Below are 19,228 nucleotides of genomic sequence, written 5' to 3' on the forward strand. Positions count from 1 at the left end.
TCACTGTAGAAACTAAATATATTATTTACACATAATTTTTCATGAAACCCTCAGCTATGAAACCAAACCCCAAAACCACTTTTTTCGCAATGGTGGGCATGCTATTATTCTGCTTGTGCTCTAACAGCCATGGTCAGAAAAAAGCAGCGGATACGGACAAGAAGATAGACGAACTGCTTTCCAAAATGTCAATCGAGGAAAAGGTAGGCCAAATGACACAGGTTACTATAGACCTGATATTAAAAAACAATTCCACTACCGAAATCGATTCAGATAAATTAAACCATGCTTTATTAGAGAAACACGTAGGCTCCATATTGAATGTAAAAGAGCATGCTTATACTATAGAAACATGGCATAAAATTCAAAAGGCCATTCAAGATGTTGCTACTAAAAAAACGGAGCATAAAATACCTTTAGTTTATGGTATAGATGCTATACACGGAGCCAATTACATTCAGGGGGCTGTGCTTTACCCACATAACATAGGTATGGCAGCTACTCGTAACCCCGAGCTAGTAAAAGAATCCGCTCACCTTACCGCTATAGAAACCAGAGCCAGCGGCATCCGTTGGAATTTCGATCCGGTTTTAGGCCTGGGCAGACAGCCTTTATGGTCTCGTTTTGAAGAAACCTTTGGTGAAGATGTTTATCTGGTTTCTGAAATGGGAAGCGCGGCAATAAAAGCTTATCAGGGCGATGACCTTACCGCTTACTCTTCTGTAGCGGCTTGTCTGAAGCACTTCCTGGGTTATTCTTTACCTGCCAGTGGTAAGGATAGAACACCTGCATATATCACTGATTATACTATCAATGAGTACTTGCTACCTCCTTTCCAGGCAGCAGTAGATGCCAATGCTGCAACAGCTATGATCAACTCTGCTGAAATTAATGGCGTGCCCGTTCATGGTAGCAAATATTACCTGACAGAAGTTTTAAGAAACCAATTAGGATTTAAAGGAGTGGCTGTTTCTGATTGGGAAGATGTAATCAGATTACACACCAGACATCATATAGCTGCTACGCCTAAAGAAGCCGTAAGAATAGCAGTAGAAGCAGGCCTTGACATGAGCATGGTACCATTAGATTATTCATTTTATGATCTGCTGGTAGAATTAGTTAAAGAAGGAACTATATCAGAATCAAGAATAGATGTTTCTGTAAAAAGAATTCTGAAATTGAAATATGACTTAGGTCTATTTGATAATGCTTATCCTGAAAAGCAAGCTTTGAAATTGGTAGATAGAGAAAAAGAAGAAGAAGTGGCTAAAACAGCGGCTTTAGAATCTATGACTTTATTGAAAAATGAAAATAATGTATTGCCACTACCTAAAAATGCTAAAGTGTTACTAGCAGGCCCTGCTGCCAATGACGTTACTTCATTACACAGCTCTTGGTCTTATGTGTGGCAAGGAAGTGATGCCAGCAAATATCCTAATAGCACTAAAACTATAAAGCAAGCACTTGAAGCTAAACTTGGAGCTGGAAATGTGACTTGCCAATCTACTTCAGATTATGCCGCTGAAGCGAATTATGATGTTGACCAATTTAAAAACAAAGCTGCTGGTTATGATTATATTGTGCTTTGCCTGGGAGAAAAAGCTTACGCAGAAAGCCCTGGTAGCATTAACGATCTTACCTTGCCACAAGAGCAAATAGATCTGGCTAAAGCCGCTATTGCTACTGGCAAAAAAGTAATTTTAGTATTAGTAGAAGGGCGTCCGCGCATTGTTTCTTCTTTTGTAGACGAAATCCCTGGTGTATTAATGGCTTACAGACCTTCTACAAAAGGAGCCGATGCCATTGCAGATGTACTGGTAGGCGACTATAACCCTAATGGTATATTGCCTTATTCATATCCTAGATACACTGGTGACCTTATTAAATATGATTTCAAATACAGTGAGGCGATTAAAGAAGATGTGCCTAATGAATATACATTGGGAGAATTTAGTGGTCAGTGGCCGTTTGGTCATGGCTTGAGCTACACCACTTTTGAGGTGACAGATCTTAAGTCTGATAAAACCATTTTTAGCCAATCTGATGAGCTTAATATTACTGCAAAAGTGAAAAACACAGGCAAAAGAGAGGGCAAAGTGACTATTGAATTATATTCAAGCGACTTATATGCTTCTATTACTCCTAATAACAAAAGGTTAAAAAGATTTGAGAAAATCAGCCTTAAGCCTGGAGAAGAAAAAACGGTAAGCTTTAAAATAGCTCCCAAAGACCTGGCTTTCGTAAATGCAGAAGGTAAAAAAGTAACTGAACCTGGTGATTTTGTATTCACCGTAAAGGATAAGAAAGTAAAAGTAACTTATAAATAAATATGATTATCCGTAATTACCCATAATGTAAAAAAAGTATTAAATTAGTGTATGGATATATTCAGTTTCACTACCCACTTCAGTGATGAACAATCATGCAGAGAGCATTTTAAAGGAGAACGAGACAAGTTAGGAGTTATATGTCACCGTTGCGGTCATGATCAGCATTATTGGATAAAAAGCCGATGGAGCTATGAGTGTAAAGCTTGCCGAAGTAGAACTTCTTTACGTAGCGGCACGATCATGCAAGACTCTAACCTTTCTTTTCTGGTTTGGTACAAAACAATGTTTTTAATGAGTGTTACCAAAAAAGGTTTTTCCAGCAAGGAGATTCAGAAGCAATTGGGATTGAAACGATATGAGCCCGTATGGGCAATGGTTCATAAACTGAGAAAAGCCATGGGAAATCGAGATTCCAGATACACTTTAGAGGGAATGATTGAGATGGATGAGGGCTATTTTACAGTGGAATCAACTGAGATCGAGAAGAATAAAGGGAAAAGAGGTAGAGGAGCGGCAGGAAAACAAAATGTAGCAGTAATGGCTGAATCTACTCCTTTAGAAGACTTGGAAACAGGAAAAAAAGAACGCCAATGTCGTTATTTCAAAGCTAAAGTACTTAAAGGCCACAGTTCACAGGAAGTAGATCATGTATTACAATCATCCATTGATGAACAAAGTATTGTTTTTTCAGACCAAAGCACTTCCTATGTTAACATTGCTGATTATATAGAGCTTCACATTACTGAGAAATCTAATAAGCAAACCACTAACGAGACACTTAAATGGGTGCATATCACCATTAGCAATGCCAAAAGAACATTTCTAGGGAACTACCATAAGATTAAAGGAAAGTACCTTCAATTGTATCTCGATGAGTTTGTTTACAAACTCAATAGACGATACTTTGGTGATAAGCTCTTTGATAGGCTCGTTATAGCTAACATTACAGCATATGACTAATTACGGATAATCATATAAATAGGGCCTCCCTTTTAAATAAAAAACACTGAAATACAGTTACTTATCAGTATTAAAGCATAAAATAAAACCCCGAAATTAGCTATATAAAGCTTTTTTCGGGGTTTTTGATTTGTTAAATTGTAGTGCCTAATCACAATTAACACTGCAATATATGAGAGATCAAGAGCTTTTCCAACCGCAAGATTACTTAACTCCAAAATGGTACTTATTCAAGAATAGCAAATTAGGTAAGGTTTATAATACTATTCCTTGGAGTCAACTTTCAGAATGTTTGCCAAAGGAAAATAGAGGCCCAGGCGCACCCCGCTGGTTTTCGGCCCAAGGCATGTTTGGTCTAATGTTTCTAAAATCTTATTTAAACCTGAGTGACGAGAAGTTAATAGAACGATTTAATACTGACTGGAGCCTTCAGCTTTTTTGCAATAAATTGTTGGATGATAACCAAAGAATTAAGGATAAGGCCATTTTAAGTAGAATAAGGACGTATATGGCTGATAATACTGATTGGCAACAACTTCAGGAAGTACTCATTCATCATTGGAAAAGAGATATGAATAATACGCATGTTCTCTTAATGGATGCCACTTGCTATGAAAGTTATATTCGTTTTCCTACCGACGTTAAGCTAATCTGGGAAAGTTGTCAATGGGTGTTTGAAAAACAGCTTTACAGATGGTGTAAAATATTAGGTGTAAAGAGGCCTCGCTCCAAATATATAGATCAAAAACGCAAGCAGATGTCTTACGATCGTAGTCGAAAAAAGACATACAAAGCTGGACGCAAGCGTAAAAAGGCATTGATATATCTACTGTCCAAAGGGCTTGGACAGCTGCAGTACTTACTCAATGAAAACCCACAAATACAGCTTCACTTTCAAGAGCGATCATACCTAAAAACAATAAAGAAGGTACTTGAGCAACAGCAATTCTTGCAGCATCATCCAGCTAAAGAATTGAAAAACAGGATAGTATCGCTTCCCAGACCTTATGTCAGGCCTATCGTACGAGGCAAAGAAACTAAAAGGGTTGAGTTTGGAATGAAAGCCCACATGCTTCAGGTTGACGGCATCTGCTTTATTGATGCCATGGAGTTCAGGGCATTCAATGAAAGTACCAGACTAAAAATAAGTAGTTTAAAACATAGATCGATATTTGGCTCCCTTCATCAGCTGGGGGCGGATCGTATTTATGCCACTAACGCCAACAGAAAGTATTTAACAGTAAGGAAAGTGTTCACTTGCTTTCCAAAGAAAGGCCCCAAGGTAAACAAACCTCAGGAAAGCAAACTCAGAAGCCTCATCTCTAACCAGAGAGCAACCGTGATGGAAGGAAGCTTTGGTACCCATAAAACGGCTTACGGCCTGAATAAAATCAAGGTTAAGGGAGAAAAACGAGAAATGATACATGTATTCTTTGCCGTTATGATGGCCAATGCTGTTAAGATGAGCAAAAAGAAATCAGAAGACATACCACTACTTCAGGCCGCCTAAACCTAAATCAGAAAAGCCCCAGGGATCGGTGTGTCTATACTATTCTAAATCGATATTCCTTCAGATTTATTAATAAAACCACTCACGATTTTGCACTTTTCGAAGACGCTAAAGCGGAAGGTGTTCAGATTTATAACAAAAAAAGCTGGACTTAATCAGTCCAGCTTTTATATCTTGTTTTGATTTATGCAATTATCAAGGGAGGCCTAAATAAACCAACTTACTTATTTTAACAATTCGGGAGCTGCCTCAAAAGTAATTACTTCATTAGTGAGTGTTACTTTTGAGGCAGCTCCTTTTTTATTCCTCCTTAGCATAGTTGATGGGAATTCTTACTCTAAAGTGAGCAATATTAGCTTCATTAGTCACTAAAACCACACTACCTCCAAGCCTGGCAGCGGCCAAGTTCACCATATAAAGCCCCAAGCCAATAGAACCATGAATAGCTGCCGCTCGTGTGAACATTTCAAAGAGGGAAGGAATATCTTCTTCTTTTATGCCAATACCATTATCCACTAAATTGATTTCAAGCATATCTTCCACCGTTCGTGCTGAGATCTCAATAATATGCTCTTCCTTTTCCGGGTCAATAAATTTAATGGCATTATCCAGCAAATCAGAAATAACAAATTTCAATAGGCCCGGGTCAGAGTAAACCACAAGTTCTGCCTGTACGCTCTTCTCCACAGTAAATGGTTCGAGTCTTAATTTATTTTCTCTAAGCAACTGATCTAATAATGAATTAACATCTACTTGCTGCGGATCTACTCTGGCTGCACTAATATCATGCACTGATGATAACCTCGATAGAATTTTATTAAGGTATTTAGTATCCTTATAGAACATATCAAAATAGGCTCTGGCCTTCTTTTCCTTTATCTCCATTAAAGCCAGATTAGACAAGCCCATAAGCCTGGCCAGCGGCCCCTTTATATCATGGGCCGTTTTATAAATAAAAGTATCCAGCTCTTCATAAGACCTTTCCAATTCCTTATTTTTCTGCTGTATAATCTTTCTCTTCTCCTGAGCTCTCCGGGTTTCTAACCTTTCATTTTCTAAGGCTTGCTCTGCCAGCACATTCTTAATCACATTTATCCTATCGGCCAAGCCAACAGAAAGCAAGGCTATTTCAAGAAGAATGGCTATCTGGACAGCATATTGACCGAAGTCATTGGGTAATGATCCACTTAATCGTTCTAAGGCAAACACAATACCTACTAATAAAAAGAGGGCATTGGCCGCCAAAAAATATCGGGCAGGAGTAAAACCACGCCTGACATTCTTAATTGCCAATATAAAAATGAGAATGAAACTAGTGGCAGCAGAAATGATGACCAGTGTGCGTCCTGTTTTCCAAAAACCAAGTAACATGATAATCATTAAAACCACTTCCAAAATCATCATCATAAGGGTCACTTTACCCAGTTTTGGATTTCTGTTACGGGTTTGTAAAAAACTTCTGGCAAATGACAGATAGGTAAGTGTAACAAAAGCCGGAGATAAAAACCTGATATAAAGGTCCATTCTTGGTGCACTTGATAACAAGGTATCTGCTAAATAGCCCCCATTGGAAGAGAAAAACACGATAAGAAAAAATAAAAAAACAATGTAGTACAGGTAGCTGGAGCTCCTAACCATGATCAGAAGAAAAAAATTATAAAAGAACATGATAAAAAGGGCGCCGTAGAATAACGACTGATATATCTTTTCCTTTTCAAAACTCAGGTAATAAGTATTGCCTGTGTATAATTTTATAGACTTTAAGGTGAAGCTTTTAAACTGATAAGAAATATTAGTAGTGCTTTTAAGCTTCACATATACTTTACGCATCTCATTCGCGGGAATTTCAATCTCATGAAAAACCATGAGACCAGATTTCACAGGCCTATCACTTACATGAATCAAATCACCACTTTTCGCCTGATCTATTACTCGATCATTTTCATCCAACACATAGAAATCTACCCAATCCGTAAAGGTGAAGTTAATCTTGCCTTGCATGGTCTCTTGGAGTTGATTTTCTATGTTAAAAGAAATCCATTGCATTTTATCTAACGATTTACCTTCTTCATATGGCGCAAAATCACCTTGCGTTAAGGCTTGTTCTAAAGATGTGTTTTCACTGGTATTCCAATATCTTAAATAAGGAGTAAGGTCAATTATACTATTGTCCTCATTTAAAATAAGTGCATTATTTTGCGCTATTCCTTGAGAAGAAATAACCCAAAACATGAGGATGCTACATACCGCAATTACTGGTTTAAAAGTCATTAAAATCAAAGGTTAACAATAGACCCTTATTACAGTGGATTTTACAATCAATAAAAAATATTCTATAATGAAATATAATAAATTTTCAATTGAATATTATTTTGAAATGAAATTGTAATTACTTCCTTTACTGCACTGGCGGTTAACGATTTATTTCTCGATTTTCACTGTTACAGAAAACGTTACCTACTTTTTTATTCTCATGAAGCTACTTAGAATTTTTTCTATCAGTATACTTTTTTTGCTGATTTGTGCGGAGGCGGAGAGTCAGACCATCAGACTTAACAGTGAGCAAGAAGAAGAAATTGTGGCTATCAATCAATTGAAATTTTTTCAGGATGCCACTGGAAAAACTTCATTCGAAAAGCTAAAACAAGAACCTGAGCTTTTTCGAAGTAATCAAAATTTTGCCGTTAAAGACTTTGATCCCAGCTCTACCTATTGGGTAAAAATGAAGGTTCGTTTTCCTGAACAGACTCAAAAACAATGGATTATAGAGTTTTATGATCAAACTATTGACCACATAGAAGCTTATATCCCCGATAAAAATGGCAAGTATAAAAAACTTGTTTTAGGAGACTTATACAATTTTGATCAGAAACCATTTCTTCATAAAAACTTCGAAATACCATTAGACTCTGAGCTTAAAGGCACTCAAGAGTTTTATTTCATGTTTCGATCAGCCACCAAGGCCGATGTAAGAATTGCTTTGAGAACCATCAACAGGTTTGTGCATTATTCGCTCAATGAGTATTACCTCTACGGTCTGTTTTATGGTATGATTCTGATCATAAGTCTATATAACCTACTGATTTTCACAGCCATTCGCGAAAGCAAATATCTTTTTTATACTTTCTACATTCTAAGTGTAGGCGTTTATGCTATGTGTGTAGATGGTGTAGCCTATCAATATCTGTGGCCTACCTCGCCTGAGTGGAACCAGATAGCCTACGGCTTTGCCCTATTCCTGCTTATTTTCTGGGCTTTAGTTTTTGGCCAAAGGTTTTTGAATACCAAAGTGAGGGCTCCTAAGCTACATGCCATATTACAGTGGACTATTGTGCTCAGAACGGCCCTATTTTTATATGCCCTTTTTATTGATAACTCTATGTTCGAGAAAAGAAACATAGAGATTATTCCGCTGTCACTTATATTTTATGCAGGCATTTATGTACTGATAAGGGGCTATAAACCTGCCCGTTTTTTCGTGATGGCTTATGGTATGTTATTCCTGGGCTTCTTGTTTAAGGCGCTGCTCAATCTCACCTTTTTGCCTTTTAATATCATTACTTATTACAGCTTGCACATTTGTTTCTTGTTCGAAATGTTATTCCTAAGTTTTGCACTGAGCGATAGGGTAAGAATTCTTAAAGATAACCGTGACAGAGCTCTGAAAAGAACACTTATACAGCACCAAGAAAATGTAAAACTGAAAGATAAGGTCAATAAAGAGTTGGAAAATCTGGTGGCCAAAAGAACCCGACAGCTAGAAGAAAAAAATCTGCTGTTAGAGCAGAGCAATCAGAAGTTGTATGAACAGACCAATGAGATTAATAAGATCAACTCTTTGTTAGATCTTGATAACTGGAAGCTGAAAAATAATATAAAAGAAATCCTTCAGGACAGGCTGATCAATAAAAACCTGACCTTAGAGCAGTTTAACAAGATCTTTCCTGATAAAATCAGCTGCTATAAATTTCTAGAAAAGCTAAAATGGGGGCAAGGTTATGAATGCCAGAAATGTGGTAACACCAAATACTCAGATGGCCACTCTAAGCTAGCCAGAAGATGCTCCAAGTGCGGTTATGATGAATCCATTACCAGCCACACCGTTTTCCACAGAATCAAATTCCCTATTGAAAAGGCCTTTTATATACTTTACATTACCAATAACAAAAATGTAGACTACACCCTGGATGAGCTCAGTGAGATGCTGGACCTGCGTCGTAATACGGTTTGGAACTTCAAAAAGAAAATTGAAAGTGTGTATCAGTCAGCAGACAGCTCTAACATACTCATCCATGATTTATTTACCGCTCACCTGAATTAGAATAGCCGATAGTGGCCTCCTCTCCTAAAAAGCGAGGTATCCATAGCAGGAACATGCCGCCCCTTCATATGCCTGTCTACAGAAGCATGGAAAAGTTGTGATATTATGTCAGATATCTGCCCCGCACCACGCATCCTGCGGCCAAATTCACTATCATTTACATTGCCACCGTGAACTTCACAGATTTGGTTCCAAACCTTATCAAACCGATCAGGGAAATTTTTCCTTAGCCAGTCTTCAAATACTTCTCCTATATAGCCATTGAGCCTCACCACAGTGTAGCCAGCAGAAACAGCTCCATGATCTGCCGCAGCTTTTATGATCTGAGGAATTTCATGATGGTTTAAGCCCGGAATAATCGGCGCGTTCATAATAGACACCGGCACTCCCGCTTTAGTCATTTGCTCTATAGCCTTGAGCTTTCTGGCCGCACTTGCCGTGCGAGGCTCCAGCTTAGCCCTCAGTTTCTCATCTAAAGAGGTAATAGACAAGGTAACTCGCACCAAATTAAGCTGAGCTAACTCTCTAAGAAGGTCCAGGTCTCTGAGCATAGTCACATTTTTAGAAATAATGCCTACCGGATTTCTGTATTTTAAAAAAATCTCAAGAAGTTTTCTAGTAATGCCCAGTTTACGCTCTAATGGCTGGTAGCAATCAGTATTCCCAGAAAGCATAATGGTTTCTGGTTGCCATGATTTTTGAAGAAAATGCTTCTCCAATAATTCAGGTGCATTTTTCTTTACTATGATTTTAGTTTCAAAATCAAGGCCGGCATTATAGCCCCAGTATTCATGCGTGCGCCGTGCATAGCAATAGATACAGCCATGCTCACAACCCTGATAAGGATTTAGCGAATAGGCCATCCCCACATCAGGACTTTCTACTTTATTAACTATCTTTTTGGGAGTCTCATATAACACCTGGGTAGGAATCTGCTCCATAAGTAATTCTTCATCGAGCCCTTCCCAATGTTCTGTTACATACTCCTGACTTAAATAAGGATTTTTAGTTTGAATTTGTGATCCTCTTCCTTTTCTATACTCTTCGCCCATTAAGTAAAATTACTATTTATTTTAGTAATTGCTACTTTTAATAGGTTTTAGCATAAAAATTTAAAGCCTACTCCATGTTGGTTAATAATCTCCACTGTAGGATCATCTTTCAGATATTTCCTAAGTTTAGAAATAAAAACGTCCATACTTCGGCCTAAAAAATAATCATCGCTGCCCCATACATGTTTTAAAATATCTTCTCTCTTTACTACCTCTCCTTTATGAGAGCATAAAAATTTCAGAACATCGGCCTCTTTCTGGGTGAGCATTTTCTCGGCTCCGGCTAATTTCAAACAAAGGTTTTCATAATCGAAAACGTACTTCCCAATTAAAAAAGTGCCGCTTTCAGCTTTACGCTGAGTTCTTTTAAGGAAAACTTCTATTCTGTAAATAAGCTCTTTAATATGAAATGGCTTAGTTATATAATCATCACCACCTACCTCAAAGCCTGTCAGTTTATCTTCCTGCATGGCCTTAGCGGTTAAAAAAATAATAGGCACTTCACTATCCATTTTTCTCAGCTCTTGGGCTAGCGTAAAGCCATCCTTTTTAGGCAGCATTACATCTAAAATACATAAATCAAAGGCCTCTTTCTGATAGGTAGATAACCCCTCATCGCCATCATGGCAGCGCGATACTTTATAACCATGCTGCACCAGGTTATCCTGAATTACAAAACCCAGGCTATTATCATCTTCTACCAGTAAAATATTTCTATTTGACATTTAAAAAACTGATTTCAAAAGTACTTCCCTGATCTGGTTCACTGTCTACTTTTATGGTTCCTTTATGGGCTCTGGTCACTATTTTAACATAATTCAGCCCCAAGCCAAATCCTTTCACATCATGAATATTGCCAGTAGGAACCCTAAAAAACTGATCAAATATTTTAGACTGATGCTGCTTGTTTATACCTACACCATTGTCTTTCACTTCAATAAAGAGCCGGCCATTTTCATTATACGTCCTAATTTCCACCTTGGGTACGGTATTGCAGTATTTAATAGCGTTATCTATCAGGTTAAAAATAACATTAGTGAGATGCAGCTTATCGCCAATCATTTCAGCATTGTCTGCTTCCAATTTGCAAATAATCTCACCACCTTTTTCGCCTAAGCTAAGCATCATACTCTTCTGAGTATCTTCTATGATATGATGCACATTGACCACCTCTGATTTCAGACTAATCTCCTGCTTGTTTAAATTAGCCATTTGCAACACTCTCTCCACCTGATGTTTCAATCGCAGGTTTTCATTTTCTATGATCATAGCATAGTTTCTTAACCTTTCTGGCTGCTCTACAATATTCGGATCCTTCAGCACATCGGTAGACAAGGCTATTGTAGAAATCGGCGTTTTAAACTCATGAGTCATATTATTAATAAAATCCTTCTGAATTTCAGAAAGCCTCTTTTGCTTTAAAATCACAAAAAGTGCATAAGCAAAAAATATGACTACGGTAAAAAGTACGGTAGAAGAAAATATCCATATACCCATTCTATCAGTGATAAAAGAAGCCTTATTAGGAAACTGTACACCAAAATAGTAATTCTGATTTTCCCATTTGGGCAACATAGAAGTGGAGGAAACCGGCCTATCGGGAGTCATAGAGACATAGCTACCATAGACCATTTTATCACTGGTACAGTCATAAATACCATATTCAAAATCTGCAGTAATATTCCGTTTTTCAAATTCAGCCCTCAATAGATGCTCTAAAAGACCAGCATCTATTTCATTATTAATCATTACCACATAATAATTAGTAGAAAGTTGTTTGATGGGATTGTTGGCAGGTTCTGCATCACTGAGTTTAAAGAAGCTTTGTGCCACATGATAAAGTGCCGTGTTTACTTCTCTATCAAAACGCTCCGTCTCGGTATTAAAGGCTTGCTTAAACCAATAGACCTGAGTTACTACAATACCTATTATAGAGATAGCAGCCAATATTACCAGCAAACGAATGGTTGTCCTTCTCATAACCCAAAGCTACGTATTATTAAAAACTGATAAGATAACACCTTTCAAAGAAAGAACATTATAAAAATATACTACGGTTTTTCTTATATTAATTCACTTAATTGATCGTTTTAAGCTCAAATCGACTAATTTGAAGTGCTGTTTAATCCTAAAAAGCAGCTCAATTTGTCCCCAAACCGCATTTTATCGCCTCATTAAAAATTTCCTGCTCATTTAGTATGCATGCATAACATATTTAATTATATTTGTTAAGCGCACTTTAAATCGATTGCAGTGAAGAGAGAAGAAACGATAGATCATAACATCAAGACCACCTGGCATGCTATATCCAGAATGTATAACCAGCAGGCGGCTAAAGAAGAAATTACAACGTCCATAGGATTTGTACTTCTCAACATATCATCTAAAGAAGGAACACCTGCAACCAAAATAGCGCCTCTGATGGGCTTGGAATCACGAAGCCTTACCAGGGTACTTAAAAATATGGAGGAAAAGGGGCTGGTGTATAGACAGCCAGATGCCACTGACAAAAGATCGGTGCGAATACACCTAACTGATGTGGGAAAGCGAAAAAAAGAATTCTCCAGGCAAACGGTACTGGCTTTTAATAACCACCTCAAAGAAGAAATCTCTGATGATAAATTAGCAGCCTTTTTTGAAGTAATAGAAGCCATTAACAAGACCATAGAACACAATAAAATATACAAAACGGAAAACCATAAAATCAACAATGAGAAGAATTAACAAAGTAGCCGTGTTAGGTTCGGGAATCATGGGTTCTCGGATTGCATGTCACTTCGCGAATATTGGAGTACAGGTGCTCTTGTTGGATATTGTCCCTCGTGAACTCAGCGAGCAGGAACAGAAGAAAGGGCTCACCCTTGAAGACAAAGCAGTAAGAAACAGAATTGTACAACAATCTTTTGACACTGCTATAAAATCTAAACCTGCACCACTGTATGACAATGCCTTCGCCAGCAGAGTTTCTCTAGGAAACTTTGATGATGACATGGAAAAGATCAAAGACTGCGACTGGACCATAGAGGTTGTAGTAGAAAATCTGGATATTAAGAAAAAGGTATTTGACCAGGTAGAAAAATACCGTAAGCCAGGCACGCTCATCACCTCTAACACTTCCGGTATTCCTATCCACCTTATGCTGGATGGCCGAAGCGATGACTTCCAAAAACACTTCTGTGGTACACACTTCTTTAACCCTCCACGCTATCTTAAGCTACTAGAAATTATTCCAACCCCTAAAACAGATCCTGAAATCATAGATTTCTTCATGCACTATGGAGATCTGTATTTAGGAAAAACCACCGTATTGTGTAAAGATACTCCGGCCTTTATAGCTAACCGTGTAGGTATTTATGCCATTCTTAAGGTAATAGATACTATGCAAAAACTTGATCTCAATGTAGATGAAGTAGACAAGCTTACCGGACCAGTAATAGGCAGACCAAAATCAGCTACCTTCAGAACATCTGATGTAGTAGGTCTTGATACTTTGATAAAAGTAGCCAATGGTCTGTATCAAGGGCTCCCTAATGATGAAGGAAGAGAGATTTTTAAACTACCAGAAGTAGTAGCCAAATTAGAAGAAAACAAATGGCTGGGAGATAAAACAGGTCAGGGTTTTTATAAAAAGACCAAAGATGAAAAAGGTAAAACTCAAATTCTTACCTTGGATCTTAAGACTTTAGAATATCACCCTAAAGCCAAGGCCAGCTTCGCTACCCTTGAAGCTACCAAGCCCATCGATAATTTAAAAGAAAGGTTCAAAGCTCTATTTGCCGGTAAAGACAAAGCTGGTGAATTCTACAGAGACTCATTCTATGCTTTATTCACTTATGTTTCTAACCGAATACCAGAAGTGGCCGATGAGCTTTACAAAATAGATGATGCCATTTGTGCTGGTTTTGGCTGGGAAGTAGGTCCGTTTGCTACCTGGGATGCCGTAGGTGTAAAAAAATCCATTGAAAAAATGGAAGAGATGGGCTACAAACCCAACCAATGGGTATATGATATGCTCGATGCCGGATTTGATTCTTTCTACACTGTTAAAGATGGCCTTAAGCATTATTATGACATCGATTCAAAATCATACAAAGCCATACCTGGAGCTGAAGAATACATTATCCTGGATGATATCAGAGGAAGCAAAAAGCTTTGGAGCAACGCTGGCGCCTCTATATTTGACCTTGGAGACGGTGTCCTCAACATAGAATTTCATAGCAAAATGAATACGCTGGGCAGCGAAGTGGTAGAAGGTATTAACAAAGCGATTGATATGGCCGAAAAAGATTATCATGGACTGGTAATCGGGAATCAAGGAGCTCAGTTCTCTGCCGGAGCCAATCTAGGTCTGATCTTTATGTATGCCATAGAGCAGGAATATGATGAAGTAGACTTCATGATCAGACATTTCCAAAACACCATGATGCGGGTAAGGTACTCTTCCGTACCGGTGGTAGTGGCTCCTCACGGACTTACCTTGGGTGGCGGGTGTGAAATGACCATGCATTCAGATGTAGTACAAGCTGCTGCAGAAACTTATATAGGTCTGGTAGAAGTAGGCGTGGGCCTAATCCCTGGTGGTGGCGGCACTAAAGAGCTTACCAAAAGAGTATCTGACTCACTAGAGGCTGGTGATGTAGAGCTCAATGCATTACAAAATTCATTCATGAACATAGCCACAGCTAAAGTAGCTACGTCAGCTCATGAGGCTATTGGCATGAACATTCTTAGTTCAAAAGATAAAATAACCATTAATAAAGACCGACAAATAGCTGAAGCCAAGGCTACAGTGCTGGAGTTGGCCGAAGCAGGTTATACTCAACCTATTCAGGCTACCAATATTAAGGTACAAGGAAAAACGGGTATGGCTCTGTTTATGGCTGGTGTTCACGGTATGAAAATGGGAAGATACATCTCTGACCATGATGTGAAAATAGCCAATAAAATAGCTTATGTAATGAGTGGCGGCGACCTTTCTTACCCACAAGAAGTATCAGAACAGTACCTTCTTGACCTGGAAAGAGAAGCCTTCCTTTCCTTAACCGGAGAGAAGAAAACACTGGAAAGAATTCAGAGTATTTTAACCACTGGTAAACCACTGAGAAATTAAAGAATATAGTATTGAGCAGATAGTAATTAGTACATAGAAGTTAGTAACAATTTAAAAATGAGTAGCTATAAGGATATAAAGATTGGGCAAAAAGCAGTGTCTAGCCTTTGAAAAGGTCCTAATAGACTATGAGCTATTTACTAAATACTAATCACTAAAACTAAAGAAACAATGAATGCATATATAATAAAAGGATTTAGAACAGCAGTAGGCCGAGCTAAAAAGGGTGGCTTCCGCTTCACTCGACCTGATGACTTGGCTGTGGAAACTATCAAGCATTTGGTAAGCTCTATTGATGGCCTGGAAAATGAAATGGTAGATGACCTGATAGTGGGTAATGCCGTACAGGAAGCTGAGCAAGGCATGCAAATGGGTAGAATGATATCACTCATGGCCTTAGGCATAGACACTCCCGGAATGGTGATCAACCGCTACTGTGGCTCGGGCTTAGAGGCTATTCATCTGGCTTCAGCAAAAATTAATGCTGGCATGGCAGATGTAGTAATAGCAGGAGGTACGGAATCCATGTCAATGGTGCCTGTAATGGGCTATAAAACAGCCTTAAATTATAAAATAGCCGCTGAACATCCTGACTATTACACCAGCATGGGCCTCACCGCTGAACAAATAGCTCAAGAATGGAAAATTTCAAGAGAAGATCAGGATGAATTTGCTTATAACTCGCACATGAAAGCGGTTACAGCTCAGAAAGAAGGTAAGTTCAAAGATGAAATTTTGCCCATTAATGTAACTGAAACCTATGTAGAAGAGGGGAAAAAGAAAACCCGTGAATATACAGTAGATACTGATGAAGGCCCAAGAGCTGATACCAGCAAAGAAGTATTAGGCAAGCTAAAACCAGTGTTTGCAGCGGGAGGGTCAGTAACAGCCGGTAACTCATCTCCTACTAATGACGGTGCTGCCTTCGTAGTGGTAATGTCAGAAAAAAAGGTGAAAGAACTGGGGCTGGAGCCAGTAGCCAGACTAGTGAGCTATGCTGTAGCTGGTGTAGAGCCTCGCATTATGGGGGTTGGCCCTACTTATGCGGTGCCTAAAGCACTAGATAGAGCGGGCTTAAAACTGAAAGACATTGATCTGATTGAACTCAATGAAGCCTTCGCAGCACAATCTTTATCCGTTATTCGAGACCTTGAAATGGATATGTCTAAGGTAAACGTAAATGGAGGTGCTATTGCTCTGGGTCACCCGCTTGGTAGCACTGGCGCACGCCTATCTCTCACCTTATTAAACGAAATGAGAAGAAGACAAGGCAGCAAATACGGAATGGTCACCGCTTGCGTAGGTGGCGGACAAGGTGTAGCAGGTATTTATGAATTCCTGAAGTAAAAGAAGTGCAGATATTTTAATATGAAATTCACTTTTTAAAAGAAGATTAAGACAACATAACATTCGATTTGAGCAGATGATGCCTCAATACTCTCTACTCAAAACTAAAAATCTAATTACTTATGAGCACTACAGCAACGGAACAATCACAAGAAACATCAGAAGCCATAAAAGGTGGTGAGTTTTTAATCAAAGAAACAGAAGCTAAAGAAGTTTTTATTCCTGAAGAATGGAATGAAGAACAAAAGATGATAGCTCAAACCTGTAAAGATTTTCTTAAACAAGAAATTCTTACCCGGCTAGACGAGATAGACTCTATGAAGCAACCAGAGCTTATGCCTTCTTTACTTGACAAGGCCGGCGAGTTGGGTCTTTTAGGAACCTCAGTGCCGGAAGAATATGGTGGCTTCGGAATGAATTTTAACACTTCTATGCTGGTAACAGAAGTGCTTGGTGCAGGCCATTCTTTTGCTGTAGCCATTTCTGCTCACACAGGCATAGGTACACTGCCTATTTTATATTATGGTAATGATGAGCAAAAAGCTAAATATCTACCTAAACTAGCTTCTGGCGAATGGAAAGCATCTTACTGTCTCACTGAACCAGATTCAGGCTCTGATGCTAACTCTGGGAAGACCAAAGCCAAGCTTACTGATGACGGCAAGCACTACATTATCAACGGCCAAAAAATGTGGATAACCAACGGTGGCTTCGCCGATGTATTTATTGTATTCGCAAAAATTGATGATGACAAAAACCTTTCTGCTTTCATTGTAGAAAAAGGCTTTGGTGGCATCACTATGAATGAAGAGGAGAAAAAAATGGGTATCAAAGGTTCTTCTACCCGACAGATCTTCTTCAACGACTGCAAAGTACCTGTAGAAAATATGCTTTCTGAAAGGGAAAATGGATTCAAAATAGCGGTTAATATTCTCAATATTGGCCGAATAAAACTTGGTGCTGCTGCCATAGGCGGTAGCAAAGGCGTGATTGATAACGCAGTAAACTACGCCAATGAAAGAAAGCAATTTGGCACTTCCATTTCCAACTTTGGAGCTATTAAACACAAATTGGCAGAAATGGCCACTAAAGTTTATGCCTCTGAGTCTGCGCACTACCGTGCAGGACAAAACATTGATGATGCTTATGACAGATTGGTAGAAAAAGGTGTGGAACCCGCTAAAGCCAGACTGAAATCAGTGGAAGAATTTGCCATAGAATGCGCCATACTTAAGGTTCATGGCTCTGAGGTATTGGACTTTGTTACTGATGAAGGCGTGCAAATATATGGAGGTATGGGTTTCTCAGCAGAAAGCCCTATGGATCGTGCCTACCGTGATGCTCGTATTAACAGGATTTTTGAAGGTACTAATGAGATTAACAGAATGCTTTGCATAGACATGCTCCTAAAAAGAGCTATGAAAGGCCACTTAGATCTTATGAAGCCTGCCATGGAAGTGCAAAAAGAGCTCATGTCTATTCCTGACTTCGGAGCTTCTGACGATGAGACCTTGTTTGCTAAAGAGAAAAAGGCATTGCTAAACCTGAAAAAAGCTGGCCTTATGGTGGCAGGAGCTGCCGTTCAAAAGTTCATGCAAAAGCTGAGCAGCGAACAGGAAATTTTAATGAACCTGGCTGATATGCTTATTGAAGGTTATGTAGCAGAATCATGTCTATTGAGGGTAGAAAAACTCGCTGCACAAAAAGGCGAAGAAGCCCTGAAAATAGAAACCGATATGATGAAGGTTTACCTCTATGAAGCAATAGAAAAAGCAGCCTCTGCTGGTAAAGAAGCTATTTATGCTTTTGCCGAAGGTGACGAGCAGCGCATGATGCTTATGGGATTGAAAAGATTTACTAAGCTGGAACCTTTTAATCTGAAAGAGGCTCGCAGAAGAATTGCAGACCATATCATTGCTAAAAATGAATATACCTTCTAATAAGAAGTAAAAATATTCTCTTGTAACTGTAAGAGGCTGTCTCAAAAGTATTTATTCTGGCTAGTAAATACTTTTGAGACAGCCTCTTCTTTTTTTAATAATGCCAAAAGCAGAAACGTTATTTTTAAAATAATTGTTATAGTATTTCACACACTTAAACCCAACCTAGTGCATAAAAAGAGGGTGAAATATTTCGCTTATGGATCCAACATGGATTTAGAGCATCTGGAACTGCTAAAAGTAAAGGTGTTTAAAGCGCAGCCTGCCCTTTTGCAAGAGTACAAACTCACTTTTAATGTAAAAGATAACGACCTCACAGGTGTAGGATATGCCAACATCATGCAAAGTCCCACTAATGAAGTAGAAGGCATTTTGATTACTACTGACGAACATTCAGTAACTTATATAGATCTATATGAAAACTTCCCTGTAGACTATAAAAAGGAAAACCAGCAAGTAAAGCTAAGAAGCGGACAAACAGAAACCGCCTTTCTATATATTGGTAACACCTCCCGATGTAAGGAGGGGTTAAAGCCGCTTAACAATCATTTACTCCATTTGCTCAAGGGAAAGCACTTTCTCAGTCAGGAATATTATGAGAAACTAATGCAAACAGACTCTATCCCGGTGTCTGAGTATCAATAACTTTCAATAAACT

Annotated in this window: 13 protein-coding genes; 9 read left to right on the forward strand and 4 right to left on the reverse strand. The window is 38.6% G+C overall.

Features of this window, described 5'->3' with window-relative positions:
• Window positions 1–56: 56 nt before the first annotated feature.
• The 3 genes from LVD15_RS06670 to LVD15_RS06680 all read left to right on the forward strand — a co-directional run bounded on the left by LVD15_RS06670 (window position 57) and on the right by LVD15_RS06680 (window position 4,800).
• Window positions 57–2,327: a glycoside hydrolase family 3 N-terminal domain-containing protein gene (locus LVD15_RS06670; protein ID WP_233779526.1), complete on the forward strand. Its 2,271-nt coding sequence runs from the start codon at window positions 57–59 to the stop codon at window positions 2,325–2,327.
• A 51-nt stretch (window positions 2,328–2,378) separates the two neighbouring features.
• Window positions 2,379–3,290 carry an IS1595 family transposase gene (locus tag LVD15_RS06675; protein WP_233775934.1) on the forward strand — a complete coding sequence of 304 codons (912 nt, stop codon included), beginning with the start codon at window positions 2,379–2,381 and terminating at the stop codon, window positions 3,288–3,290.
• Between the two features lie 172 nt (window positions 3,291–3,462).
• Window positions 3,463–4,800, forward strand: a complete 1,338-nt coding sequence (locus tag LVD15_RS06680; protein ID WP_233776421.1) for a transposase — start codon at window positions 3,463–3,465, stop codon at window positions 4,798–4,800.
• Between the two features lie 300 nt (window positions 4,801–5,100).
• On the opposite strand, the gene LVD15_RS06685 is transcribed toward LVD15_RS06680, so the two are convergent.
• Window positions 5,101–7,071, reverse strand: a complete 1,971-nt coding sequence (locus tag LVD15_RS06685) for a sensor histidine kinase (RefSeq protein WP_233779527.1) — start codon at window positions 7,069–7,071, stop codon at window positions 5,101–5,103.
• Between the two features lie 202 nt (window positions 7,072–7,273).
• On the opposite strand from LVD15_RS06685, the gene LVD15_RS06690 reads away from it, so the two are divergent.
• Entirely contained in the window at window positions 7,274–9,121 is a 1,848-nt protein-coding gene (locus tag LVD15_RS06690; protein ID WP_233779528.1) for a 7TM diverse intracellular signaling domain-containing protein, read from the forward strand.
• Here LVD15_RS06690 and LVD15_RS06695 read toward each other — a convergent pair.
• The 3 genes from LVD15_RS06695 to LVD15_RS06705 are packed head-to-tail and all read right to left on the reverse strand — an operon-like array spanning window position 9,118 to window position 12,153.
• Window positions 9,118–10,173 carry a PA0069 family radical SAM protein gene (locus LVD15_RS06695; protein WP_233779529.1) on the reverse strand — a complete coding sequence of 352 codons (1,056 nt, stop codon included), beginning with the start codon at window positions 10,171–10,173 and terminating at the stop codon, window positions 9,118–9,120. The genes LVD15_RS06690 and LVD15_RS06695 overlap by 4 nt on opposite strands.
• A gap of 47 nt (window positions 10,174–10,220) precedes the next feature.
• A complete protein-coding gene (locus tag LVD15_RS06700) occupies window positions 10,221–10,898 on the reverse strand; it encodes a response regulator transcription factor (protein ID WP_233779530.1) in 678 nt (225 codons plus the stop codon).
• Window positions 10,888–12,153, reverse strand: a complete 1,266-nt coding sequence (locus tag LVD15_RS06705; RefSeq protein WP_233779531.1) for a sensor histidine kinase — start codon at window positions 12,151–12,153, stop codon at window positions 10,888–10,890. The genes LVD15_RS06700 and LVD15_RS06705 overlap by 11 nt, the downstream gene beginning before the upstream one ends.
• Window positions 12,154–12,426: 273 nt before the next feature.
• On the opposite strand from LVD15_RS06705, the gene LVD15_RS06710 reads away from it, so the two are divergent.
• The 5 genes from LVD15_RS06710 to LVD15_RS06730 all read left to right on the forward strand — a co-directional run bounded on the left by LVD15_RS06710 (window position 12,427) and on the right by LVD15_RS06730 (window position 19,215).
• Window positions 12,427–12,897, forward strand: coding sequence for a MarR family winged helix-turn-helix transcriptional regulator (locus LVD15_RS06710; RefSeq protein WP_233779532.1), 471 nt, complete (start codon window positions 12,427–12,429; stop codon window positions 12,895–12,897).
• The gene (locus LVD15_RS06715; RefSeq protein WP_233779533.1) at window positions 12,884–15,283 is read left to right on the forward strand and encodes a 3-hydroxyacyl-CoA dehydrogenase/enoyl-CoA hydratase family protein; all 2,400 of its coding nucleotides are present in this window, start codon (window positions 12,884–12,886) and stop codon (window positions 15,281–15,283) included. Before LVD15_RS06710 ends, LVD15_RS06715 begins: the two co-directional genes overlap by 14 nt.
• Before the next feature lie 171 nt (window positions 15,284–15,454).
• Window positions 15,455–16,630 carry a thiolase family protein gene (locus tag LVD15_RS06720; protein ID WP_233779534.1) on the forward strand — a complete coding sequence of 392 codons (1,176 nt, stop codon included), beginning with the start codon at window positions 15,455–15,457 and terminating at the stop codon, window positions 16,628–16,630.
• A 122-nt stretch (window positions 16,631–16,752) separates the two neighbouring features.
• On the forward strand, window positions 16,753–18,570 hold the full coding sequence (locus LVD15_RS06725) for an acyl-CoA dehydrogenase FadE (protein ID WP_233779535.1): 1,818 nt from the start codon (window positions 16,753–16,755) through the stop codon (window positions 18,568–18,570).
• 168 nt (window positions 18,571–18,738) lie between these two features.
• Entirely contained in the window at window positions 18,739–19,215 is a 477-nt protein-coding gene (locus LVD15_RS06730) for a gamma-glutamylcyclotransferase family protein (RefSeq protein ID WP_233779536.1), read from the forward strand.
• Window positions 19,216–19,228: the final 13 nt, after the last annotated feature.

It is taken from the genome of Fulvivirga maritima (assembly GCF_021389955.1).
Classification (GTDB): domain Bacteria; phylum Bacteroidota; class Bacteroidia; order Cytophagales; family Cyclobacteriaceae; genus Fulvivirga; species Fulvivirga maritima.

Bases quoted from the DNA above. Each gene is read 5' to 3' on its own strand.
- LVD15_RS06670 (WP_233779526.1), top strand. From the start codon at position 57: ATGAAACCAAACCCCAAAACCACTTTTTTCGCAATGGTGGGCATGCTA.
- LVD15_RS06675 (WP_233775934.1), top strand. From the start codon at position 2,379: ATGGATATATTCAGTTTCACTACCCACTTCAGTGATGAACAATCATGC.
- LVD15_RS06680 (WP_233776421.1), top strand. From the start codon at position 3,463: ATGAGAGATCAAGAGCTTTTCCAACCGCAAGATTACTTAACTCCAAAA.
- LVD15_RS06685 (WP_233779527.1), bottom strand. From the start codon at position 7,071: ATGACTTTTAAACCAGTAATTGCGGTATGTAGCATCCTCATGTTTTGG.
- LVD15_RS06690 (WP_233779528.1), top strand. From the start codon at position 7,274: ATGAAGCTACTTAGAATTTTTTCTATCAGTATACTTTTTTTGCTGATT.
- LVD15_RS06695 (WP_233779529.1), bottom strand. From the start codon at position 10,173: ATGGGCGAAGAGTATAGAAAAGGAAGAGGATCACAAATTCAAACTAAA.
- LVD15_RS06700 (WP_233779530.1), bottom strand. From the start codon at position 10,898: ATGTCAAATAGAAATATTTTACTGGTAGAAGATGATAATAGCCTGGGT.
- LVD15_RS06705 (WP_233779531.1), bottom strand. From the start codon at position 12,153: ATGAGAAGGACAACCATTCGTTTGCTGGTAATATTGGCTGCTATCTCT.
- LVD15_RS06715 (WP_233779533.1), top strand. From the start codon at position 12,884: ATGAGAAGAATTAACAAAGTAGCCGTGTTAGGTTCGGGAATCATGGGT.
- LVD15_RS06720 (WP_233779534.1), top strand. From the start codon at position 15,455: ATGAATGCATATATAATAAAAGGATTTAGAACAGCAGTAGGCCGAGCT.
- LVD15_RS06725 (WP_233779535.1), top strand. From the start codon at position 16,753: ATGAGCACTACAGCAACGGAACAATCACAAGAAACATCAGAAGCCATA.